Here is a 22,014-nt window from a genome sequence, read left to right as displayed (position 1 = left end):
ACAGCGGGGCACCGATGTACGAGAACAAACGCCTGGGCTTCCTGTTCGTCCTGCCGTTCGTGCTGGGCGTGCTGCTCTTCAAGCTCTTCCCCTTCGTGATGAGCTTCGCGCTCAGCTTCACGCGGTACGACCTGATCGACCCGCCGCGGTTCGTCGGGATGCAGAACTACGAGGAGCTCGCGACGGCCGACCCGCTGTTCCGCAAGTCCCTCGGCGTGACGCTGCTCTTCGCCCTGCTGGCGGTGCCGCTGCGCGTGGGCTTCGCGCTGTTCATCGCACATGTGCTGAATTTCAAGCTGCGCGGCATCAACTTCTTCCGCGCGGCGTTCTACATCCCGTCGATCCTGGGCGGCTCGATCGCGGTGGCGGTGCTGTGGCGCTTCGTCTTCGCGAAGAACGGGCTGGTGAACCTGGTGCTGGCCAAGGCGGGCGTGGCGCCGATCGCGTGGCTGGCCGACGAGCATTACTCGATGTGGACCATCGTGCTGCTGTTCACGTGGCAATTCGGCTCGGCGATGGTGATCTTCCTGGCGGCGCTGCAGAACGTGTCGATCTCGCTGTACGAGGCGGCGGAGTGCGACGGCGCCAGCAAGACGCAGCAGTTCTGGAAGATCACGGTGCCGCTGATCACGCCGGTGATCTTCTTCAACGTGATCATGCAGATGGTGCACGCCTTCCAGGAGTTCAACGGCCCCTACATGATCACCGAGGGCGGCCCCCTGCATTCGACCTACGTGCTGGCGCTCTACATCTACGACCAGAGCTTCCGCTTCTTCAACCTGGGGTATGGCGCGGCGCTGTCGTGGGTGCTGTTCGCGCTCGTGGGCGGGTTGGCGGCGCTGTCGTTCTGGAGCTCGAAGTACTGGGTGTTCTATTCCGGCGAGAAGGAGCAGAAGCGATGAGCCGCCTGCCGCTTCCCGCCGACGCGAAGGGCGATCCCTTGAGCGGCCGGCCGCGTGGACGCCAGCGCGGCGACGCCGGGTCGACGGCGCCGGACGCGCTGGCCCTCGGCCGCGACCGGGGCCGCGCGTGGCCGCGGTACGTGGCGCTGATCGCGGTGGCGATCGTGATGCTGTATCCGCTGCTGTGGCTGGTGGGCGCGTCGTTCAAGAGCAATGCGGAGATCTTCAGCTCCGCGGGATTCCTGCCGGACCGGCTCGACTTCGGCGCGTACGCGAAGGGCTGGAAGACCAGCACCGAATACACCTTCGCGACCTACTTCCTCAACAGCTTCCTGATCACGATCCCGCGCATCGTGGTCACGGTGATCTCGTGCGTGCTGGTGGCGTATGCCTTCGCGCGCTTCGACTTCTGGGGGCGCAAGTTCCTCTTCAGCATCATGATCGCCACGATGATGCTGCCGCTGATCGTGCTGCGGCTGCCGCAGTACCTGGTCTTCCGGGAGATCGGCTGGCTGGACTCCTACCTGCCGCTGATCGTGCCGTCGGCCTTCGCCACGGACACCTTCTTCGTCTTCATGCTGGTGCAGTTCCTGCGGGGCATTCCGCGGGACATGGAGGAGGCGGCGCAGATCGACGGCTGCAACGCGTTGCAGCTGCTGTGGCACATCATCGTGCCGCTGCTCAAGCCGGCCATCATCTCGGTGATCGTCTTCCAGTTCATCTGGACGATGAACGACTTCATGGGCCCGCTGATCTACCTGGCCTCGGTCGAGAAGTACCCCGTCTCCCTGGCGCTCAAGATGAGCATCGGCGCCACCGAGGAGGTCGAGTGGGCCAACGTGATCGCGATCTCGGTCGTGGCATTGATCCCATCGGTGGCCGTGTTCTTCGCGGCGCAGAGGCATTTCATCGAGGGCGCGACGTCCTCCGGAGTCAAAGGCTGACGGCATGGCGAGACTGACCCTCAACAAGGTCGAAAAGACCTATCCCAACGGTTTCAAGGCCGTGCACGGTGTCGACCTGGAAGTGAAGGACGGCGAGTTCATGGTCTTCGTCGGCCCGTCCGGCTGCGCGAAGTCGACGCTGCTGCGCATGATCGCGGGCCTGGAGAGCATCACCGGCGGGGAGCTGCGCATCGGCGATCGCACCGTCAACGCCTTGCCGCCCAAGGAGCGCGGCATCGCGATGGTGTTCCAGAACTATGCGTTGTATCCGCACATGAAGGTCTACGAGAACCTGGCCTTCGGGCTGAAGCTGGCGGGCACGCCGAAGGCGGAACTGGATCAGCGCGTGCGGCATGCCGCCAGGCTGCTGGAGATGGAGCATCTGCTGGAGCGTTATCCGAAGCAGCTGTCCGGCGGGCAGGCGCAGCGCGTGGCGGTCGGCCGCGCGATCGTGAAGAAGCCGGATGTGTTCCTCTTCGACGAGCCGCTGTCCAACCTCGACGCCAAGCTGCGCGCCGCGATGCGCGTGCGCCTGACCGAGCTGCACCGCACGCTGCGGGACGGCCGGCAGCCGGCCACCACCGTCTATGTCACGCACGACCAGGTCGAGGCGATGACGATGGGCGAGCGCATCTGCGTGCTCAAGGAGGGCGTGATCCAGCAGGTCGACACGCCGACGGCGCTGTACGACCGGCCGGCCAACAGCTTCGTCGCGGGCTTCATCGGTTCGCCGGAGATGAACCTGCTGGAGGCGCGTCTGCAGGCGACCGATGCCGGTCTGACGGTCGAGGTCGGCGGCGCGCGGCTGCCGCTACCGGCGGAGAAGGCGTCGCGCATCGCCGCGCTGCCGGCGCTGGCGGACGGCGGGGTGATCTTCGGGCTGCGGCCCGAGCACATCGGCCTGCAGCCGCGCCCGCAGGGGGACAGCGTGCCGGTCGCGGCGCGCTTGCGCTTCACCGAGCACATGGGCTCCGAGGTCTATCTCCATGCCGAGCTGGGCCCGTTGCCGATGACGGCGCGCATTCCGGCCGAGCAGGCGGCGGCGCTGGAGGGCCTGGCGCGCGGCGACGCGCTGACGCTGCATCTGCAGCTGTCCGCCTGCCACCTGTTCGACCGGGCGGGGGGCGCCAACCTGATGACGGGGCCGCGCGCATGAGCCTGCCGCGACGCCATCTGCTCGGCGCCGCCGCGGGTGCCGGCGCCCTCGCCGGGATCGCGGCCGTGGCCGGGACGCTCGCCGCGCCCGCCGTGCTGCGGGCCCAGGACCGCAACGCCGTGCTGCGCTTCGCGTGGTGGGGCGGCGCGGGCCGGCACGCGGCCACGCTGAAGGCGCTGGCGCTCTTCGAGCGTCGCCACCCCGGCGTCAAGGTCAAGGCCGAGTACATGGGCTTCAACGGCTACCTGGAGCGGCTGACGACGCAGATCGCCGGGGGCTCCGAGCCGGAGGTCATGCAGATCAACTGGGCCTGGCTGGCGATGTTCAGCAAGCGCGGCAACGGCTTCGCCGACCTGCGCCGGCAGGCGGGGCTGATCGACCTGACGCAGCTGTCCGCCGAGGACCTGGCCTATGGCGACGTCGCCGGCAAGCTCAACGCGCTGCCGGTGTCCTTCAGCGCGCGGGTGATGCTGTGGAACCAGGCCGCGTTCGAGCGCGCCGGCGTGGCGCTGCCCCGGACCTGGGACGAGCTCTTCGCCGCCGGTCCCGCCTTCCGTCGCGCGCTGGGCGAGGACGCCTACCCGCTCGACGGCGAGCTGTACGACATGATGCTGCTCGCCCAGGCCTGGGTGCAGCAGCGCCACGGCACGCCCTACGTCGATCCCGCCTCGCCGCGCGTGGCGATGAGCGAGGCGGCGGCGCTCGACTGGGTGCGGGTCTATCGGCGGCTGGTCGGCGAGCACGTCGCGACGCCGCTGCCGCTGCGCGCCAGCCTCGGCGGCGCGGAGAAACCGACCGAGCAGCAACCCGACTGGGTGGTTGGCCGCTGGGCGGGCAACTACACCTGGGACTCGGTGATCGCGTTGCGCTCCTCGACGCTGGACAAGCGGCAGAAGCTCGTGCTCGGGGACTTCCCCACGTTGCCCGGCGCGCAGGACAGCGGCATGTTCGGCCGCCCGACGGTGATGGTCGCGGTCAGCCGTCATGCCGAGAAGAACGGTCGCGCGGAGATGGCGGCGCGGCTGGTGAATTTCCTGCTCACCGACCGCGAGGCCGCCACGATCCTCGGCCGCACGCGCGGCTTGCCGTCGGCGCGCGGCCCCTTCGAGCAACTGAAGGCGTCCGGCACGCTGCCGCCGCTGGAGATCGCGGCGCACGAGCAGATCCGGGCGCAGCGCGAGTCCGGCCGGCTGAAGCGCCCGGCGCCGCTCTTCGAGCATGCGCGCCTGCACAAGTTCATGCGCGAGGTCTTCGAGACCGTCGCCTACGACAAGACGACCGACGAGGCCGCCGCCAGGCGCCTTGTCTCCGAGGGCCAGGCCCTGCTGCAACGGATCAAGTGAAAGCGATCATGAAAGCCACCGAACGTCAGCTCCGCTTCGTCACCCGGGAGGACCCGGACACCGGCGCCCGCGTCACGCGATTGACCCCGACGGACGTGACCTGCCACCGCAACTACTTCTATCAGAAGTGCTTCACCAACGACGGCTCGAAGCTGATCTTCGGCGGCGAGTTCGGGCCCGGATCGAGCTGGAACTACCACCTGCTGGACCTGAAGCGCCAAGTCGCGTTGCAGCTCACCGACCAGCCCGGCGAGAACACCTTCGGCGGCTTCCTGAGTCCCGACGATCGGCACCTGTTCTTCGTCCGCGCGGAGCGGCGCCTGATCCGCCTGGCGCTGGCCGATCTGCGCGAGGAGGTCGTGTACACGGTGCCCGAGGGCTGGGTCGGCTACGGCACCTGGGTCGCCAACAGCGCCTGCACCGCGATGGTCGGCATCGAGATCGCGGCCAGCGACTGGTTCCCGCTGAGCGACTGGCAGAAGTTCCACCAGATGTTCCATGCCAGGCCGCGCTGCCGGCTGATCCGCATCGATCTGGCGACCGGCGCGCGGGAGGTGATCCTGGAGCAGCAGGGCTGGCTCGGCCATCCGCAGTACCGGCCCGGCGATGACCGCACCGTCGCGTACTGCCACGAAGGGCCGCACGACCTCGTCGATGCGCGCATGTGGTTCGTCAACGAGGACGGCACCGACATCCGCTGTGGCCGTCGCCATGATCCGGGCGAGAGCTGCACCCACGAGTTCTGGGTGCCGGACGGCTCCGCGATGATCTATGTGTCCTACCTGAAGGGGCAACGCGACCGCTGGATCTGCTCGCTCGATCCGGTGACGCTGGCCTCCCGGCGCCTGACGCGCATGCCGCCGTGCTCGCACCTGATGAGCAATCACGACGGCACGCTGCTGATCGGCGACGGTTGCGACTCGCCGGCCGACGTGGCCGATGCCGGCAGCCATCAGATCAAGACCGACCCCTACCTGCACCTGTTCGATCTGAAGGCGGGCACCGAGCGCCGCGTCGCGCGGCATGACAGCAGCTGGCGCGTCTACAAGGGCAACCGGCAGGTCACGCACCCGCATCCGTCGTTCACGCCGGACCAGCGGCAGGTGCTGTTCAGCGCCGACGCCGAGGGCGAGCCGGCGCTGTACCTGGCGGATCTGTGATGCGGGGCTGGTGGCGGGCCGTGTCCCTGGGCATCGGCACGGCGGTTCTGGCCGGGGCGGCGGGGGCGCAGGAACGGCCTCAGCTCGACGACGCGCAGGCGGCCCGGGCGACGGTGGCCGACTACCTCGGCGACTGGCGGCCGGCGCCGCTGGGTGATCCGGCGCGCTGGACGCCGACCTTCGTCGTCGCGGCCGACGGCAGCGGCACCCATCGCACGGTGCAGGCGGCGATCGACGCGCTGCCGGCGAAAGGGCAGGGCACGGCGCGTGGCTACGTGCTGGTCAAGCCGGGCACCTACCGCGAGCCGCTGTGCGTGCGGGACAAGGCCCCGTTCACGCTCTACGGGCGTGGCGATCCGTCGGAGGTGGTCATCGTCGAGGGCCGCTACAACGCGATGCCCAAGGCGCCCGGCGCTTCGGCGCACCGCTGCATGCCGCTGCGCGACGCGACGACCCACGGCACCCCCGGCAGCGCCAGCGTGATGCTGTTCAGCGACGACGTGCAGCTCCTGCGTCTGACCATCGCCAACGATGCGATGGATCGCGTGCGCGACGGCCAGGGGTATCCGGCCGGCGTCGGTGAAAGCGGCGGCGCGCAGGCCGTGGCGCTGATGACGCGCGGCGATCGGCTGCAGCTGGAGCGGGTCCGGCTGATCGGGCATCAGGACACGTTCTACGCCGAGCGCGTCGACGGTGGCACCGAAGGCCCGGCCCGCGCGGGCACCGGTGACGGCGCTGGCAGCAACGGCGACGGCCAGGAACGGGCCGCGCCAGGCGCCGCCGATCGCCCTTCGCGCGTGCTGGTGCGCGACAGCGAGATCCGCGGTGATGTCGACTTCATCTTCGGCGGCGCGACGCTGGTGATCGACCGCAGCCTGATCGTCAGCCGCGCCGGACGGCGCCAGCCCGGCCACGGCGGCCACGTGCTCGCGCCCAGCACGCCGAACGGCGAGCCGCATGGTTTCCTGATCCAGGATTCCCGCTGGCTGGCCGAACCCGGCGTCGCCCCGGGCAGCGTCAGCCTGGGTCGAGCCTGGGATCGCGGCATCGGCCGTGGCGAGTGGCGCGCCTCGCCGACGGTGCCCAACGGCCAGGCGGTGGTGCGCGGCAACCTGCTCGGCCCGCACCTCGCGCCCTGGTCGGCGTCGACCTCCCGGCGCCCGTTCGCCGCGACCGGCGAGGCGGCCAATCGCATGGCCGAATACCGCAACGTCGCGCTACCCGCCGCGGCCTTCGAGCGGCTCGCGGACGGCGACGGCTGGGCGTCGATGGACGGCGGTACCGAGGGCGGCGCCCGGGCCGCGCCGTCGCACGTCCGCTTCGTGCGCACGCGGGCGGAACTCGACGCGGCGCTGGCGCTGGGCGACACGCCGAAGTTGATCGCGATCGCCGCGCGCATCGACCTCGCCGCCGATGCGGCGGGCCGCAAGCTCGGCTTCGACGACTTCCGCGACCCGGCCTTCGACGTCGACGCCTTCGTCCGGCAGTACGACCCGGCGACCTGGGGCCGTCGCAACCCGGAAGGGCCGCTGGAGGAGGCGCGTCGCCGCTCGGCGAAGCGGCAGGCCGCGCACGTCGTCGTGAAGCCGCCGTCGTTCACGACCCTGGTCGGCGTGACGCCCGACGCCGGCTTCGAAGGCGGCTCGCTGATGCTGGACGGCGTCGAGCAGGTCATCCTGCGCAACCTGCATTTCGCCGATGCCTACGACTTCTTCCCGGCCTGGGACCCCAACGACAACGGGCATGGCGAGTGGAACTCCGAATACGACACCGTCTCCCTGCGCGCCGCGCGGCATGTCTGGGTCGACCACTGCAGCTTCGACGACGGCGAGCGTCCGGACGCCCGCGAGCCGGTGGCGCTGGGCCAGCGCATGCAGCGCCACGACGGGCTGCTGGACATCACGCGGCGGTCTGACTTCGTCACCGTGTCGTGGAACGTCTTCCGCCGCCACGACAAGACCATGCTGATCGGCGGCGGCGACGGGCATCGCGACGATCGCGGGCATCTGCGCGTGACGCTGCACCACAACTTCTGGGAGGCAGTGAAGGAGCGCACGCCGCGGGTCCGCTACGGCCGCGTGCACGTGGCCAACAACCTTTACGTCGCCGAGTCGGGCGGGGACTACCCCTATGGCTACTCGCTGGGCATCGGCATCGAATCGCAGCTGCTGAGCGAGGCCAATGCCTGGGTGGCCGCGCCCGGCATCGGGCCCGAGCGCGTGGCGCGGCTGCTCAAGGGCGATCGCGTCGAGGATCGCGGCTCGCTCTTCAACGGCGCGACGCTGGACCTGGCCGGCGCGCTGCGTGCCGCCCGGCCGGATCAGGCGGTCGGCGCCGAGGCGGGCTGGTCGCCGCCGTACCGCCTGCCCATCGACACCGCGGCCGATGCCGCCACCCGCGTCCGGGCGGGCGCGGGGGCGGGCCGGCTGTGGTGAAATCCTTCCTTCTCCAAGAACACCTCGCGCATGGATGACGATCTGAACGATGGCAAGCAGCCGCCCGAATCGGTGGCCGCCGTGCTGAAGGTGTTTGCCATCCTGCAGGCCCTGTCGGAGCGCAGCGACACCGGCATCTCGGAACTGTCCGTCCGTCTGGCAATGCCCAAGGCGACGGTCTACCGCTTCCTGCAGACGATGAAGACGCTGGGCTACGTCCGGCAGGAAACCGACAGCGAGCGCTACGGCCTGGCGATGAAGACCTTCGAGCTGGGCGCGAAGGCGATGCAGTACCCGGACCTGATCGACCTGTCCAAGCACCACATGCAGATGCTGGCCGACGCCACCGGCGAGACGGTCCACCTGGGCACGCTGATCGACAGCGAGATCATCTACGTGCACAAGGTCGACTCGCGGCACATGCTGGGCATGTACTCGCGCGTGGGCCGTCGCGCGCCGCTGCACTGCACGGCGATCGGCAAGGTGCTGATGGCCTGGGAACATCCGGAGCGCCGCGCGCGCGTCCTGGCCGGCGCCGAGTTCCAGCGCTTCCGCGACAAGACCATCACCGAGCCGGCCGCCTTCCAGGCCGAGCTGGATCGCGTCCGCGCGCAGGGGTTCGGCGAGGACCGCGAGGAATTCGACGATCACATCCGCTGCCTGGGCGTGCCGATCTTCGACCGGCTGGGCCAGCCGATCGCCGGCATGAGCGTCAGCTTCCCGACCTTCCGCTACGACGAGGCCAAGGCGCCCGAGGTCGTCGCCATGCTGCAGACGGCCAGCCGCGACATCTCCGCGCGCCTGGGCTGCACACGGTTTCCGCTCGACGAGCGGCACTGAGGCGCCGCCCGAGCCCGAGCCCCGGGGCCGTCCCGGGTCCCCGACATGCGCGACACCGCCCCTGGCGAGCGTCGCCGTGTGAGAATGTCGTCGTACAACTGACCTGTCCATGAGCCCCTTCCAGACCCGTTCCCGTCCGAAAACCCTCGCCCTGGGATTGGTCCAGGCGCTGGGGGCGCGGATCCGCGCGGGTGGGCTGGCGGTGGGAGACAAGCTGCCGACCGAGGCCGCGATCATGGCGGAGTTCGAGGTCAGCCGGACGGTGGTCCGCGAGGCGATCTCCAAGCTGCAGGCGGAGGGGCTGGTCGAGACCCGGCACGGCATCGGCACCTTCGTGCTGGGCATCGGCGACGGCGGACCGTTCCGCATCAGCGCGGACCAGATGGCCACGCTCAACGACGTGATTGCGGTGCTGGAGCTGCGCATCGGCATTGAGACCGAGGCGGCGGCGCTGGCCTCGCAGCGCCGCAGCGACGCGCAACTGGCGGCGATGCGCGAGGCCGTCGCCGCGTTCGCCGCCGCGGCCGAGGCGGGGCGCGACGCGGTTGCCGCCGACTTCCAGTTCCACCTCGAAATCGCCCGCGCCACGGGCAACCCGCACTTCGAGCAGCTCATGGGCACGCTCGGCGCGCCGAGCATCCCCCGCGCCCGCCTGGCCAGCCTGCAGGCCGCCGGCGACGAAGACCCCCGCGCCCAGCGCGACTACCTGCTGCGCGTGAACGCGGAGCACGAAAGCATCCTCGACGCCATCGCCGCGCGCGACGCCGAGGCCGCCCGGGCGGCGATGCGGACCCACCTGGGCAACAGCCGCGAACGGCGGCGGCGCGCCGCGATGGCGCTGCAGGGGCGGGAAGGGCGCTGACGCGCGCCGGCTGAGCTTCCGATCCGAGGGTCGGGCCTCGGCGGCCTTGCTCGCTATTCCCGCGACGGGCCTGTTCCGTCCTTTGGCGAGCATCGCCCCGCGCTTCGTCTTCACGCGATGCCTACGCGTTTGTCCCGACGTTCAACCGCGTGGAAGCGTCTTGTCATCCGCTCGATCCAACTTGTATGATGACTGACAACAAGGCCGCCGTCCGCCTCCCGGAGCGTTTCCGGGTGGGCACCAAGAGCGTCCCATCGCTTCCATTCCCGGAGACACACATGACCGTCCTGACCCGCCGCCTGGCCGTCAAACTCGGTGCCGCGCTCGGCACTGCCTGCCTGGCCGCGACGCTCGCCAGCGCCGCCACCTTCCCCGACAAGCCCGTGACCCTCGTCGTGCCGTTCCCGGCCGGCGGATCGACCGACATGCTGGCCCGCGCCATGGGCGCCAAGCTGCAGGAGAAATGGGGCCAGACGGTCATCGTCGACAACCGCCCCGGCGCCACCGGCACCCTCGGCACCTCGCAGGTGAAGCGCGCCGCGCCGGACGGCTACACGCTGCTGGTGTCCTCGCTCGGTCCGTTCGTGATCGCGCCGCATCTGCTGAAGGCCGTCCAGTACGACGCGCTCAAGGACATCGACCTGCTCACCGTCGCCATCCAGGCGCCCAACGTGCTGGTGGTGCCGGCCAGCTCGCCGTACCGGAGCGTCAAGGATGTCGTCGAGGCGCTGAAGAAGGACCCGGGCAAGATGACCTTCGCGTCGTCGGGCAACGGCTCGTCGGACCACCTCACGGCGGAACTCTTCTGGCTGCAGACCGGCACCTCCGGTCTGCACGTACCGTACAAGGGCGGCGCGCCCGCGATCAGCGACCTGCTGGGTGCGCAGGTGGACGCGTCCTTCCAGAACATCAACGCGGTGCTGCCGCACATCATCGGCGGCAAGCTGCGCGCGCTGGCGGTGACCGGCGACAAGCGCTCGGCCGTGGTGCCCAACGTGCCGACGCTGACCGAGTCCGGCATCAAGGGCGCGGACGTCTATTCCTGGCAGGGCGTCGCGGCGCCCCGCGGCCTGCCGCCGGCGCTGCGCTCGCAGATCCATCAGGCGGTGGTCGCGGCGCTGCAGGACCCGGCGGTGAAGCAGAAGTTCTCCGACATCGGCATCGAGACCGTCGCCAACACGCCCGACCAGGCGCAGGCCTTCCAGAAGACCGAGTTCGCGCGCTGGAAGCAGGTCATCGAGACCCGCAAGATCACCGCCGATTGATCAGGAGCACGTCGTGAGCGGAAGCAGTCCCGTTGTGAAGTCCGCCCGCGCGATCCCGGTCGCCGGGCGCGATGGCATGCTGATGAACCTGAGCGGCGCGCATGCGCCGTTCTTCACCCGCAACTTGCTGATCCTGGAGGACGACGCCGGCCATGTCGGCGTCGCCGAGATCCCCGGCGGCGAGCCGATCCGCGCGACGCTGGAGGCGGCCGGCGAGATGCTCGTCGGCCAGCCGGTGGCGACGTGGAACGCGCTGCTCGCGCGGGTCCGCGAGCAGTTCAAGTCGCTGGACAGCGGCGGACGCGGCCTGCAGACCTTCGATCTGCGGACCACGATCCACGTGCTCACCGCCGTCGAATGCGCGCTGCTGGACCTGCTCGGCCAGCATCTGGGCGTGCCGGTCTGCGAGCTGCTGGGCGAGGGCCGGCAGCGCGACTCGGTCGCGATGCTCGGCTACCTGTTCTTCGTCGGCGACCGCGCCAAGACCGGCATGGCCTACCGGACGCCCGACGACGAGGCCGGCAGCGACGATCCCGCCGACGTCTGGCTGAAGGTGCGCCACCAGGTGGCGATGACGCCGGAGTCCATCGTCGAGCAGGCCGCCGCCGCGCAGGCGCGTTACGGCTTCAAGGACTTCAAGCTCAAGGGCGGCGTGCTGGCCGGCGAGGAAGAGGTCGAGGCGATCCGGGCGCTCAAGGCGCGGTTCCCCGACGCGCGCGTCACGCTCGATCCCAACGGCGGCTGGCTGCTGAAGGACGCGATCCGTCTGCTGCGCGACCTGGGCGGCGTGCTCGCGTATGCCGAGGACCCCTGCGGCGCCGAGGGCGGCTTCTCGGGCCGCGAGGTCATGGCCGAGTTCCGCCGCGCCACCGGCCTGCCCACGGCGACCAACATGGTGGCCACCGACTGGCGCCAGTTCGTGCATGCGCTGAGCCTGCAGTCGGTCGACATCCCGTTGGCCGATCCGCATTTCTGGACGATGTCCGGCGCCGTGCGTGTCGCGCAGACCTGCCGCGACTTCGGCCTCACCTGGGGCTCGCACTCCAACAACCATTTCGACGTGTCGCTGGCGATGTTCACCCACGCCGCCGCGGCCGCGCCGGGGCGGCTGACCGCGATCGACACGCACTGGATCTGGCAGGACGGCCAGGGCCTGACCCAGGACCCGCTGCGCATCGTCGGCGGCGAGGTCGAGGTGCCGACCGCGCCGGGCCTGGGCGTGACGCTGGACATGGCGGCCGTGGAAGCCGCGCACCAGCTGTACCTGCGCCACGGCCTGGGCGCCCGCGACGACGCGATCGCGATGCAGCACCTCATCCCCGGCTGGCGCTTCGACCCCAAGAAGCCCTGCATGGTCCGCTGATCGCTATCGCCGACCCCCGGTCCAGAAGATCCCCAAGGAGACAAGACATGCCCCCGAAGACCTCCCCGTCGATGCGCCGGTCCCGTCCGCCGGTCACGCGCCGCCTCGCACTCGCCGCGGCGGCCGTCGCCGTCGTGGCCGCCGCGCCGCTGCACGCGCTGGCCGCGCAGGAGTGGCCCAACAAGCCGCTGCGCATCATCGTCCCGTACACCCCGGGCGGGTCCTCGGACATCATCGCCCGCGCGATCTCGCCGATGCTGTCGGAGGCGCTGAAGCAGCCCGTCATCGTCGAGAACAAGCCCGGCGCCAGCGGCAACATGGGCGCCGACCAGACCGCCAAGGCCACCGACGGCTACACCGTCATGCTGTGCGACGTCAGCGCGCTGGCCATCAGCCCGTCGCTGTACACCAAGCTCGCCTTCGACCCGTCCAAGGACCTGAAGGGCGTGGCGATGCTGGCGTACTCGCCGCACATGCTGGTGGTGCATCCGTCGGTGCCGGCCAACACCCTGAAGGAACTGGTCGAGCTGTCGAAGAAGTCCAAGATCGACTTCGCCGTCACCGCCATGGGCAGCGCGCCGCACCTGGCCGGCTTCCAGGTCGCCAGCCTGACCGGCGCGAAGTGGGAGTACATCCCGTACAAGGGCGGCTCGCAGGCCGTCACCGACACCATCGCCGGCCAGACGCAGGTGCTCATGAACGGCATGCTCGCGACGCTGCCCTTCGTGCAGAGCGGCAAGCTCAAGGTGATCGGCGTCAGCAAGGCCACGCGCGTGCCGCTGCTGCCCAACGTGCCGACGCTGGCCGAGCAGGGCGCCACCGGCTTCGAGTCCGGCACCTGGCAGGGCATCCTGGCCCCGGCCTCGATGCCGCCGGCCGTGATCAACAAGCTGTCGGCCGAGCTGATCCGCATCATCCGCTCGCCCGAGATCCGCGCCCGCCTGGCCTCGCAGGGCGCCGAGGTCTACACGATGAATCCGGCCGAGATGGACGCGTTCTTCAACAAGGAGCGCAAGAACTGGGCCGCCGTCGTCGCCAAGAGCGGCATCAAGCTCGATTGAGAACCCCACCATGCCGACACCCACCACGCCCTATTCGAGCTTTCCCAACACCTTGCGCCAGCGCCTGAAGGCGGGCGAGCGCCTGATCGGCTGCTGGTGCTCGCTGGCCAATCCGATCAGCACCGAGGTGCTGGGCGTGGCCGGCTTCGACTGGCTGCTGCTGGACGGCGAGCATTCGCCCAACGAGGTCAGCAGCTTCGTGCCGCAATTGATGGCGCTGAAGGACAGCGTCAGCGCGCCGGTGGTGCGCCCGAGCAGCAACAGCGGCGTCGAGATCAAGCGGCTGCTCGATGCCGGCTTCTCCAACCTGCTGATCCCGTTCGTCGAGTCGGCCGACCAGGCGCGCTACGCCGTCGAGGCCACGCGGTATCCGCCGCAGGGCTTCCGCGGCGTGTCGGTCGCGCAGCGCAACAACCGCTACGGCACGGTGCCGGGGTACTTCCAGGGCATCAACGAGCAGATCGCCGTGATCGTGCAGATCGAGAGCCCGACCGGCGTGGCGGCGGTCGCGGACATCGCCGCGGTCGACGGCGTGGACGCCGTCTTCATCGGTCCGTCGGACCTGGCGGCCGGGTACGGCCACCTCGGCCATCCGGGCCATCCGGACGTGCAGGCGGCGATGGCGACGATCTTCGCGGCCTGCCAGGCGGCCGGCAAGCCGGTCGGCATCCTGGCCCCGGTCGAGGCCGACGCGCGCCGCTACATCGCGCAGGGCGCGACCTTCGTCGCGGTGGGCAGCGACCTCGGCGTGTTCCGCGCCGCGACGCAGGGCCTGCGCGACAAGTTCCAGGACTGATTCCTTCTCCATCCCGGCAGTGAAAGAGAGCAAGCAATGAGCATCAAGATCGGTTTCATCGGCCTGGGCATCATGGGTGCGCCCATGGCGGTGCGCCTGGCGCAGGGTGGCCATCAACTCTTCGTCCACACCCGTGGCGCGGTGCGCGACGAGGTCCGCGCCGTCGGCGCCACCGTCTGCGGCAACGCCACCGAAGTCGCCCGGCAGGCCGACGTCATCATCACCATGGTCCCCGACACGCCGGACGTCGAGCGCGTGCTGTTCGGCGAGGGCGGCGTCGCGGCCGGCCTGTCCGCGGGCAAGACGGTGGTGGACATGAGCTCCATCTCGCCGATGGCCACGAAGGACTTCGCGCGGCGCGTCGAGGCGCTCGGCGCCGACTGGCTGGACGCGCCGGTGTCCGGTGGCGAGGTCGGCGCCAAGGGCGGCACGCTGTCCATCATGGTCGGCGGCGAGGAGGCGGTCTTCGAGCGCGTCAAGCCGCTGCTCCAGCTGATGGGCAAGAACATCACGCGCGTCGGCGGTGCCGGCGCGGGCCAGACGACCAAGGTCGCCAACCAGATCATCGTGGCGCTCAACATCGCCGCGGTGAGCGAGGCGCTGGTCTTCGCCTCCAAGGCCGGCGCCGATCCGGCCAAGGTGCGCGAGGCGCTGATGGGCGGCTTCGCCTCCAGCCGCATCCTCGAGGTGCATGGCGAGCGCATGATCAAGCGCACCTTCAATCCGGGCTTCCGCATCGCGCTGCACCAGAAGGACCTGAACCTGGCGCTGCAGAGCGCCAAGGCGATGGACCTGGCCCTGCCCAACACCGCGGGCACGGCGCAGCTGATGCAGACCGCCGCCGCGCAGGGCTGGGACCAACTGGATCATTCGGCGCTGGTGCGGGCGATCGAGCTGATGGGTCACCACGAACTGGGTGGCGAGCCGGGCGGCGCCTCCGCATAATCGCCGCCCATGGACCACGCCAACGCCTCCCTGCTCGACGATCCCCGCGCGCTGCTGCGCCACCTCTACCAGGTGGCGGTGGAGCGCGCGCTGCCCGGCAAGATCCTGCCCGGCCACCTGCCGCCGCCGCCCAAGGGCCGCACGCTGGTGATCGGCGCGGGCAAGGGCGGGGGATCGATGGCGCAGGCGCTGGAGGCCGTCTGGCCGAAGGACGCGCCGCTGTCGGGCCTGGTGATCACCCGCTACGGGCACATTCCGCCGGACTACCGGCCGCGGCGCCTGGAGATCGTCGAGGCGGCGCACCCCGTGCCCGACGCGGCCGGCGAGCAGGCCGCGGCGCGGATGATGGCGCTGGTCCGGGACTTCCACCTCACCGCCGACGACCAGGTGATCTGCCTGATCTCCGGCGGCGGCTCGGCGCTGATGCCGCTGCCGGCGCCGGGGCTGACGCTGGCCGACAAGCAGGCGGTGAACCGCGCGCTGCTGGCCAGCGGCGCCGGCATCGGCGAGATGAACTGCGTGCGCAAGCACCTGTCCGCGATCAAGGGCGGCCGCCTGGCCGCGGCCTGCGCGCCGGCGCGGGTGCTGACGCTGATGATTTCCGACGTGCCGGGCGACGACCCGCAGGTGATCGCCTCCGGCCCGACGGTGCCCGACGCGACGACCTGCGCCGACGCGCTGGCGATCTGCCGGCGCTACCGCATCGAGCTGCCGCGCGTGGCCGTCCAGGCGCTGGAGCGCGGCGACTGGGAGACGCCCAAGCCGGGCGACGCCTGCTTCGACGGGCATGAGCAGCGCATCATCGCCGCGCCGCGGCAGAGCCTGCTGGCGGCGGCCGAGGCGGCCCGCGCGCTGGGCCTGGCCACGCATGTGCTGTCCGACGAGATCGAGGGCGAATCGCGCGAGGTCGGCCGCGTGCATGCGGCGCTGGCGCGGTCCGTCGCGCGGCATGGCGAGCCCTTCGCCCGGCCCTGCCTGATCCTGTCCGGCGGCGAGACCACCGTCACGCTGATCCCGACACCGGGGCGCGGCGGGCGCGCCGGCGAGTTCGTGCTCGGCTGCGCCATCGCGCTGGACGGGCAGGAGGGCGTGTGGGGCCTGGCGGCCGACACCGACGGCATCGACGGCGTCGAGGACAACGCCGGCGCTTTCCTCAGCCCCTCCAGCCTGCAGCGCGCGCGGGCGCTGGGCCTGAAGCCGGCGGACTTCCTGTCGGCCAACAACGGCTATGCGCTGTTCGAGGCGCTCGGCGACCTCTTGATCACCGGGCCGACGCAGACCAACGTCAACGACTTCCGGGCGTTGTTGATCCGCTGATCCGCTGATCCGCTGATCCGTTGATCCGTTGATCGATCGGTCGGTCGGTCGGTCGATGGCGGGCATCGTCGTCCGGGTCCGAGCTTTCACGAAACTTCCGGCCTCCCACGATCGGGCGATCGGTTTGGAAGATTGACCGGATGTTGACGAGCCTCAAGGCTTTTTCCGGCCGGTGCCGCGACAGTGCGGCATCCCGGTTTCCGAGAAAGCCCGTGACCTCCGACCCGACCGCCCCCGCCGCTGATGGCGCTCCTGCCGCGCCCACCGCGCCCACCGCCCCGCGCGGTGAATCCGATGCCGTCCACCCGGCCAACCCGGTCCCCCTGGCCGACGCGATCGACGCGATCGACGCGATCGCCCCGGCGACGCCCAGCCTGCCCACCTCCGCGGGCCTCATCCCCGGCCCCAGCCAGCCCATCCCGTGGCGCGCGCTGCTGGGCGATGTGCTGCTGGACGTCGACAGCTGGGCCGACCTGAGCAGCATGACGCGCTTGCACCGCTACCGTCACGGCGAGATGCCGGTGCGTCGCGGCGAGCCGGCCGCCGCGATGCTGGCGCTCTGCGAGGGGCGCGTGAGCCTGCTCAAGGGCTCGGTGGCCGCGCCGTGCTGGTTGGACCTGCACAGCGCCTGGTTCGACGGTCGCCATGAGGAGGGCGCCAGCGTCGCCTCGCCCACGGCGCTCGTGATGGCATGGCCGATGGCGGTGGCGGTGCCGTGGCTGCGCGGCCACCCGCTGGTGCTGGAAGCGTTGATCCGCGCCGTCGCCGTGCAACTGCGCGGTGCCCACGGCGAGATCCACGCGCTGACGACCCAGGACGCCACCGGCCGGATCGCCGCCTGGCTGCTGTCCCAGGCCGGCGCCGCGCACGAGATCCGGCTGTCCGAACGCAAGCGCGACGTGGCGGCGCGGCTGTCGATCTCCCCCGAGACGCTGTCGCGCACGCTGCGGCAACTGGCCGACCGTGGCGTATTGGCGGTTCAGGGCTACCGCATCGGGCTGCTGGACCGGGTGGAACTGCTGGCGCTGGCGCGTTGCCGACAGCCCGTCTAGACTGGCCGCCACTTTCCGCGCGTCATAAGGAGGCCGCCGTGACCATCGCCAGCATGCCTGTGTCCAGCTCCCCCGCGGAGCGCTTCTTCGGCGGCCACGCCGCGCTCCCGGTGATGCCGGAAGTCGGCCGCAAGCTGCTGCGCAGCCTGGACGACGACGGCGTCAGCCTGGGCCAGATCGCCGAGCTGATCGGCAAGGACTCGACGCTCGCGGCCAAGGTGCTGCGGCTGGCCAACTCGGCGCGCTACAGCCCGTCCCACACCGTCGCCACGCTGCAGGACGCCGCCATGGCGCTGGGCCTGGAGACGCTGCGCAACCTGGCGATGGCGGCCAGTATCTCGGGCAGCTTCCCGGTGGTGCAGGGCCTGGACCGGCAGCGCTTCTGGCGCCACAGCGTCCGCACGGCGGGATACGCGCGGCTGCTCGCCAAGCTGCTGCAGGGCGATGTCGACACGGCCTACCTCGCCGGCCTGATGCTGCGCACCGGCCAGCTCATGATGGCGATGAGCGAGCCGCAGCAGGTCGCCGATGTCGAGTCCCACGCCACCGAACCCGGCAGCCGCTTCTCGCTGGAGACGCACCGCTTCGGCTGCACGCACGCCGACGTGACGGCGGCGCTGGCGGCGCACTGGCATTTCCCGGCCGACATGGTCGAGGCCTTCAAGGACACGAACGTCCCGCTGGAGGTGCGGCCGTTCTCGATGCTCGCGGCGATCCTGCACCTGGCCGAGGTCATCGCCGACGCCGCCGACGCGCAGCTCGACCCGATCGACGCGCTCCAGGTCGCGGTGCCCGAGCTGGTGGAACACCTGCACCTGGACCTCGACTTCCTGCGTCTGCGCCTGGACGGCGCCGGCGACCCGGGCCAGGACGTCGAACTGATGCTCAAGTGAGGCACGCATGACGCTCTACAAGGGAAGTTGCCACTGCGGGCGCGTGGCCTACGAGGTCGAGGGCACCCTCGACGGCGCGATGGCCTGCAACTGCTCGATCTGCCAGCGCAAGGGATCGTTGCTGTGGTTCGTGCCTCGCGCCTCGATGCGACTGCTGACCGACGAGGCGGCCGTCACGAGCTACGAGTTCAACAAGCACGCCATCCATCACCGCTTCTGCGCGGTCTGCGGCATCCACCCGTATGCCGAGGGCACCGATCCCAAGGGCAACGCGATGGCGGCGATCAACGTCCGCTGCCTGGAGGGCCTGGACCTCGACAGCGTGCCGGTGACGCACTACAACGGCCGCGACGCCTGACGCCTGACGCCTGACGCCTGACGCCTGACGCCTGACGCCTGACGCGTCGTGCGTGACGCTCGCGCTCGCGCTGCGCTTGGCCGCGCCGCGTCGACGCTCGGGCCGCCCCCACGCGAGGGGCGGTTGGCGATCTCTGACCCCTTTCCTCCCGGCTATCCCTGAAGGGCGACGCGAGCGCGCTCACGCACAATCGCGCCCATTCAAGGGAGGAGTCGAGATGAGCGTGCGTGTGCAACGAGCCCCGGGTCGAGCCGGTCCGGTCTGGCTGGCGGTGTGCCTGAGCCTGGCGCCGTTGGCGGTGTCGTCCGCCTGGGCGGCGGGCGCCACCGGCGTGTCCGCTGCGAAGGGCGTGTCCAAGGCCGACGGCAAGGTGCCCGCCAGGCAGGACGCGAAGGCCGTCGGCGCCAAGCCTGGCGCGAAGGCCGCGGCCGCGGTGGCTCCCGCCTATCGCATCGCGCCCATCCCCGCCTGGGTGGTGGAGCCGTCCGCCGAGGCGACGTCCCCGGCGCTGGTCGCACCTTCACCCGCGCCCAAGCCCTTGCCCCCGGGCCTGCCGGGGGGCTTCGGCGGACTGCCGGGCGCCGCGGGCGCCAGCATCGCGCCGACCGCAGGCGCCGCCCCGGCCGTGCCGGGTGCCGTTGCGTCCTCGCCGGTCAAGGCCCTGCGCGCGCAACTGCTGGACACGCAGATCCAGCTGGGCGGCGCCGTGCCCGTGGCCTTCATCCGCACGCGGATGCAGGCGCTGGACGCGAGCATGCTGCGCGAGCTCTCCGAGCCGCGCATCGCCTTCAACCCCGAATACCAGAAGCTGGTCATCCACGGCGTCGCGGTCACCCGCGACGGCCTGCGCCAGGACCGCACGCAGGGCCTGCGCGTGGAGATGATGCGCCGCGAGCAACGCCTGGAAAGCCAGATGCTCGACGGCCTCAGCACCGCGCTGGTGATCCTCAACGACGTGCGCGTCGGCGACGTGGTCGAGGTGGCGTACTCGATCGAGGGCGCGAATCCGATCTTCGAGGGCCGCTTCTCCGAGCTGCTCCAGTTGGCCGCCGACATTCCCGTCGACCGCGCCTTCGTCCGCATCCTCACGCCGGCCGGCCGCGCGCTGCAGACCCGGCCGATCGGTGTCGGCGCCACGGACATCGCGGTGCGGCGCGAGCCGCAGCCCGGTGGCGGCGAGATCCTCACGGTGGTGCGCGACCAGGTGCCGCCCGTGCTGGCCGAGGCCGCGACGCCGCCCTGGTTCAAGGTCTATCCGGCGCTGCACGTGTCGGAGTACCGCGACTGGGAGCAGGTGGACCGCTGGGCGCAGGGCCTGTTCACGATGGCGCCGCCGTCCGGCGAGATCGCCGAGCGCATCGCCGCGTGGAAGGCCCGCGACCTGCCGCCCGAGGCCCTGGTGGCCGAGGTGCTGCGCTTCGTGCAGGACGAGGTGCGGTACTTCAGCCTGAGCCTGGGGGAGAGCTCGCACCGCCCCAAGCCCGCCGCGCGCACGCTGGCCGAGCGCCAGGGCGATTGCAAGGACAAGGTGCTGCTGCTCAACACCTTGTTGACGGGGCTGGGCTTCGAGCCGCGGCCGGCGCTGGTGTCGATGGCGCGCAACCGCGGCGTCGGCGCCTACCTGCCGTCGCACGACCAGTTCGATCACGTCATCACGCATGTCGTCGTCAACGGGCAAGCCTATTACCTGGACGCGACGATGAACGGCCAGGGCTTCGGCCTGCGCGAGCGTGGTTACTTCCCCTACGGCCAGGCGCTGATCGTCGGCGCCGGGCAGGGGCCGCAGGCGGTGGCGCTGCCGGACTTCGCGTCCGACCGCATCGTCTATCGGCAGGATTGGGACCTGTCCGACCTGACGCGCGTGCCGGCCCTGACGACGGCGATGACGCTGCGCGGCCTGTCCGCCGAGCGCTGGCGCGCCTACATCGCGAGCAGCGGGCTGGACCGTGTCGCCGAATCGATGGGCGGCGTCTACGTGCGCCAGTTCCCAGGCCTGAAGCCGTCGGCCCCGCCGGAGCTGGCCGACAGCCGGGAGACCAACGAGCTGACGGTCCGCATGCATTTCGAATCGCCGATGCCCGGCACCATGCGGGGCGCGGTGATGCAGATCGGGCTGCCGCAGCTGGAGTTCCTGGAGCTCATGACGGTGCCGCCCGAAGCGACGCGTCGCATGCCCTTCATGCTTGACACCCCGCGCAGCGCGGAGTCGCGCGTCAGCGTGCAGGGGCCGGTGCCGATGGAGTTCCAGCCGCCGCCGCAGCGCCAGGCTGGCGACAACCACTTCAGCGTGACGGTGCGCACCGAGGTCGAGGGCCGGACGGTCTCCGCGGTGGCGCGCTACGAGCGTCGCGGCGACGAGGTGCTGCCCGCGGAGATGGATGCCTTCCGGCAGGCGGTGGTACGCGGCCGTCAGGCGGCGGGCACGTCGCTGGTGTTGCCGCTGGTGGCCAAGGCCGACCTGGAGGAGGCGGTCAAGGGCCTGGACAAGCGTCTGGCCAGGTACGGCAAGGGCGACGCGCTGCTGCGCGTGGTGGTGATGCAGGAGGCCATGCGCGTGCGCAATGATCTGCTGCTGCGCAGCGTGCCCGCCGGCAGCGTGATGGCCAGGCAGGCGCTGGGCGAGCGGGCGCAGGCGCAGAACCTGCTGGAGGACCCGGCCGCCGCCCTGAAGGACGCCGACGCGGCGCTGGCGATCGATCCCAAGGACGATCTGGCGATCGAGGCGCGCGGCGTCGCGCTGCTGAGCCTGGGGCGGCTGGACGAGGCCATCCCCGTCTTCGAGCAGATGGATCGCTCGACGACGCGCGGCTCGCCCGACCCGTGGCTGGGCATCGCCCTGTACGAAAACGGGCGTCACGAGGAGGCCGAGCCGGTGCTGCGCCAGGTGGTGGACCGCAGCGCGGGGGATGGCCGCGCCTACGCCCTGCTGTGGCTGGCGTTGGCGCAGGAACGGCGCGAGCCGGGGAAGGGGCGGGCGCTGCTGGCCGGCGAGGTGCGTGACGCCGACACCTCCTGGCCCGGCGCGCTGACGCGTTTCCTGGCCGGCCGCATCGACCGGGACGCGCTGCTGAAGACGGCGCGCGCCGAGGCCGACGTGACGCGGCTGCGACTGGCCGAGGCCTACTTCTTCATCGGCCAGTCCCTGGTGGTCCAGGGCAAGCGCGACGAGGCGACGCCGTGGTTCGATCGCGCCGTCGACACGCGGGCGGCCCCGTACCGCGAGTACATCCTCGCCAAGCTGGAGTTGCGCCGCGCGGCGCCGGCGCGGTGAGGAGGGCGGGCGCCTCGGCGCCGGGCTCGCGCCGAGGCCGCGGCAGATGCC

Annotated in this window: 18 protein-coding genes; all 18 read left to right on the top strand. The window is 70.9% G+C overall.

The features are described 5' to 3' along the window. Positions 1-14: 14 nt before the first annotated feature. The 18 genes from CDN99_RS03300 (at position 15) to CDN99_RS03215 (ending at position 21,963) form a co-directional block, all read left to right on the top strand. A complete protein-coding gene (locus CDN99_RS03300; RefSeq protein WP_088382653.1) occupies positions 15-902 on the top strand; it encodes a carbohydrate ABC transporter permease in 888 nt (295 codons plus the stop codon). After that, entirely contained in the window at positions 899-1,846 is a 948-nt protein-coding gene (locus tag CDN99_RS03295) for a carbohydrate ABC transporter permease (RefSeq protein ID WP_088382652.1), read from the top strand. The genes CDN99_RS03300 and CDN99_RS03295 overlap by 4 nt, the downstream gene beginning before the upstream one ends. A gap of 4 nt (positions 1,847-1,850) precedes the next feature. After that, complete coding sequence (locus CDN99_RS03290) at positions 1,851-3,002, top strand: ABC transporter ATP-binding protein (protein ID WP_088382651.1); 1,152 nt, start codon at positions 1,851-1,853, stop codon at positions 3,000-3,002. Further along, positions 2,999-4,345 carry an ABC transporter substrate-binding protein gene (locus CDN99_RS03285; RefSeq protein ID WP_088382650.1) on the top strand — a complete coding sequence of 449 codons (1,347 nt, stop codon included), beginning with the start codon at positions 2,999-3,001 and terminating at the stop codon, positions 4,343-4,345. Before CDN99_RS03290 ends, CDN99_RS03285 begins: the two co-directional genes overlap by 4 nt. Positions 4,346-4,353: 8 nt before the next feature. Next, positions 4,354-5,505 carry an oligogalacturonate lyase family protein gene (locus CDN99_RS03280; RefSeq protein ID WP_088382649.1) on the top strand — a complete coding sequence of 384 codons (1,152 nt, stop codon included), beginning with the start codon at positions 4,354-4,356 and terminating at the stop codon, positions 5,503-5,505. A gap of 20 nt (positions 5,506-5,525) precedes the next feature. Beyond that, complete coding sequence (locus CDN99_RS03275; RefSeq protein WP_158218737.1) at positions 5,526-7,940, top strand: pectinesterase family protein; 2,415 nt, start codon at positions 5,526-5,528, stop codon at positions 7,938-7,940. A 30-nt stretch (positions 7,941-7,970) separates the two neighbouring features. Continuing rightward, positions 7,971-8,780 carry a DNA-binding transcriptional regulator KdgR gene (gene kdgR / locus CDN99_RS03270; RefSeq protein ID WP_088382647.1) on the top strand — a complete coding sequence of 270 codons (810 nt, stop codon included), beginning with the start codon at positions 7,971-7,973 and terminating at the stop codon, positions 8,778-8,780. A gap of 109 nt (positions 8,781-8,889) precedes the next feature. Then, positions 8,890-9,642: a FadR/GntR family transcriptional regulator gene (locus CDN99_RS03265; RefSeq protein ID WP_088382646.1), complete on the top strand. Its 753-nt coding sequence runs from the start codon at positions 8,890-8,892 to the stop codon at positions 9,640-9,642. Between the two features lie 278 nt (positions 9,643-9,920). Next, positions 9,921-10,907, top strand: coding sequence for a Bug family tripartite tricarboxylate transporter substrate binding protein (locus CDN99_RS03260; RefSeq protein ID WP_088383358.1), 987 nt, complete (start codon positions 9,921-9,923; stop codon positions 10,905-10,907). A gap of 76 nt (positions 10,908-10,983) precedes the next feature. After that, positions 10,984-12,270 (top strand): enolase C-terminal domain-like protein, encoded by a 1,287-nt coding sequence (locus CDN99_RS03255; RefSeq protein WP_088383356.1) that lies wholly within the window; start codon positions 10,984-10,986, stop codon positions 12,268-12,270. A gap of 47 nt (positions 12,271-12,317) precedes the next feature. Beyond that, entirely contained in the window at positions 12,318-13,331 is a 1,014-nt protein-coding gene (locus CDN99_RS03250) for a Bug family tripartite tricarboxylate transporter substrate binding protein (protein ID WP_238139338.1), read from the top strand. A gap of 10 nt (positions 13,332-13,341) precedes the next feature. Continuing rightward, a complete protein-coding gene (gene garL / locus CDN99_RS03245) occupies positions 13,342-14,127 on the top strand; it encodes a 2-dehydro-3-deoxyglucarate aldolase (protein WP_088382644.1) in 786 nt (261 codons plus the stop codon). Between the two features lie 36 nt (positions 14,128-14,163). Continuing rightward, on the top strand, positions 14,164-15,072 hold the full coding sequence (glxR, locus tag CDN99_RS03240) for a 2-hydroxy-3-oxopropionate reductase (RefSeq protein ID WP_088382643.1): 909 nt from the start codon (positions 14,164-14,166) through the stop codon (positions 15,070-15,072). Positions 15,073-15,081: 9 nt separating this feature from the next. Then, complete coding sequence (locus CDN99_RS03235; RefSeq protein ID WP_088382642.1) at positions 15,082-16,389, top strand: glycerate kinase type-2 family protein; 1,308 nt, start codon at positions 15,082-15,084, stop codon at positions 16,387-16,389. A 212-nt stretch (positions 16,390-16,601) separates the two neighbouring features. Then, on the top strand, positions 16,602-17,441 hold the full coding sequence (locus tag CDN99_RS03230) for a Crp/Fnr family transcriptional regulator (protein WP_141100604.1): 840 nt from the start codon (positions 16,602-16,604) through the stop codon (positions 17,439-17,441). Between the two features lie 38 nt (positions 17,442-17,479). Continuing rightward, positions 17,480-18,334 (top strand): HDOD domain-containing protein, encoded by an 855-nt coding sequence (locus tag CDN99_RS03225; RefSeq protein WP_088382640.1) that lies wholly within the window; start codon positions 17,480-17,482, stop codon positions 18,332-18,334. Between the two features lie 7 nt (positions 18,335-18,341). Further along, on the top strand, positions 18,342-18,692 hold the full coding sequence (locus CDN99_RS03220; RefSeq protein WP_088382639.1) for a GFA family protein: 351 nt from the start codon (positions 18,342-18,344) through the stop codon (positions 18,690-18,692). Between the two features lie 217 nt (positions 18,693-18,909). Continuing rightward, positions 18,910-21,963: a DUF3857 domain-containing protein gene (locus CDN99_RS03215; protein ID WP_088382638.1), complete on the top strand. Its 3,054-nt coding sequence runs from the start codon at positions 18,910-18,912 to the stop codon at positions 21,961-21,963. The last annotated feature ends 51 nt before the right edge of the window (positions 21,964-22,014 follow it).

The sequence above is a fragment of the Roseateles aquatilis genome, from assembly GCF_002205645.1.
Classification (GTDB): domain Bacteria; phylum Pseudomonadota; class Gammaproteobacteria; order Burkholderiales; family Burkholderiaceae_C; genus Roseateles; species Roseateles aquatilis.
The sequence above is the reverse complement of the archived record's forward strand: the minus strand, read 5'-3'. Positions and strand labels throughout refer to the sequence as shown.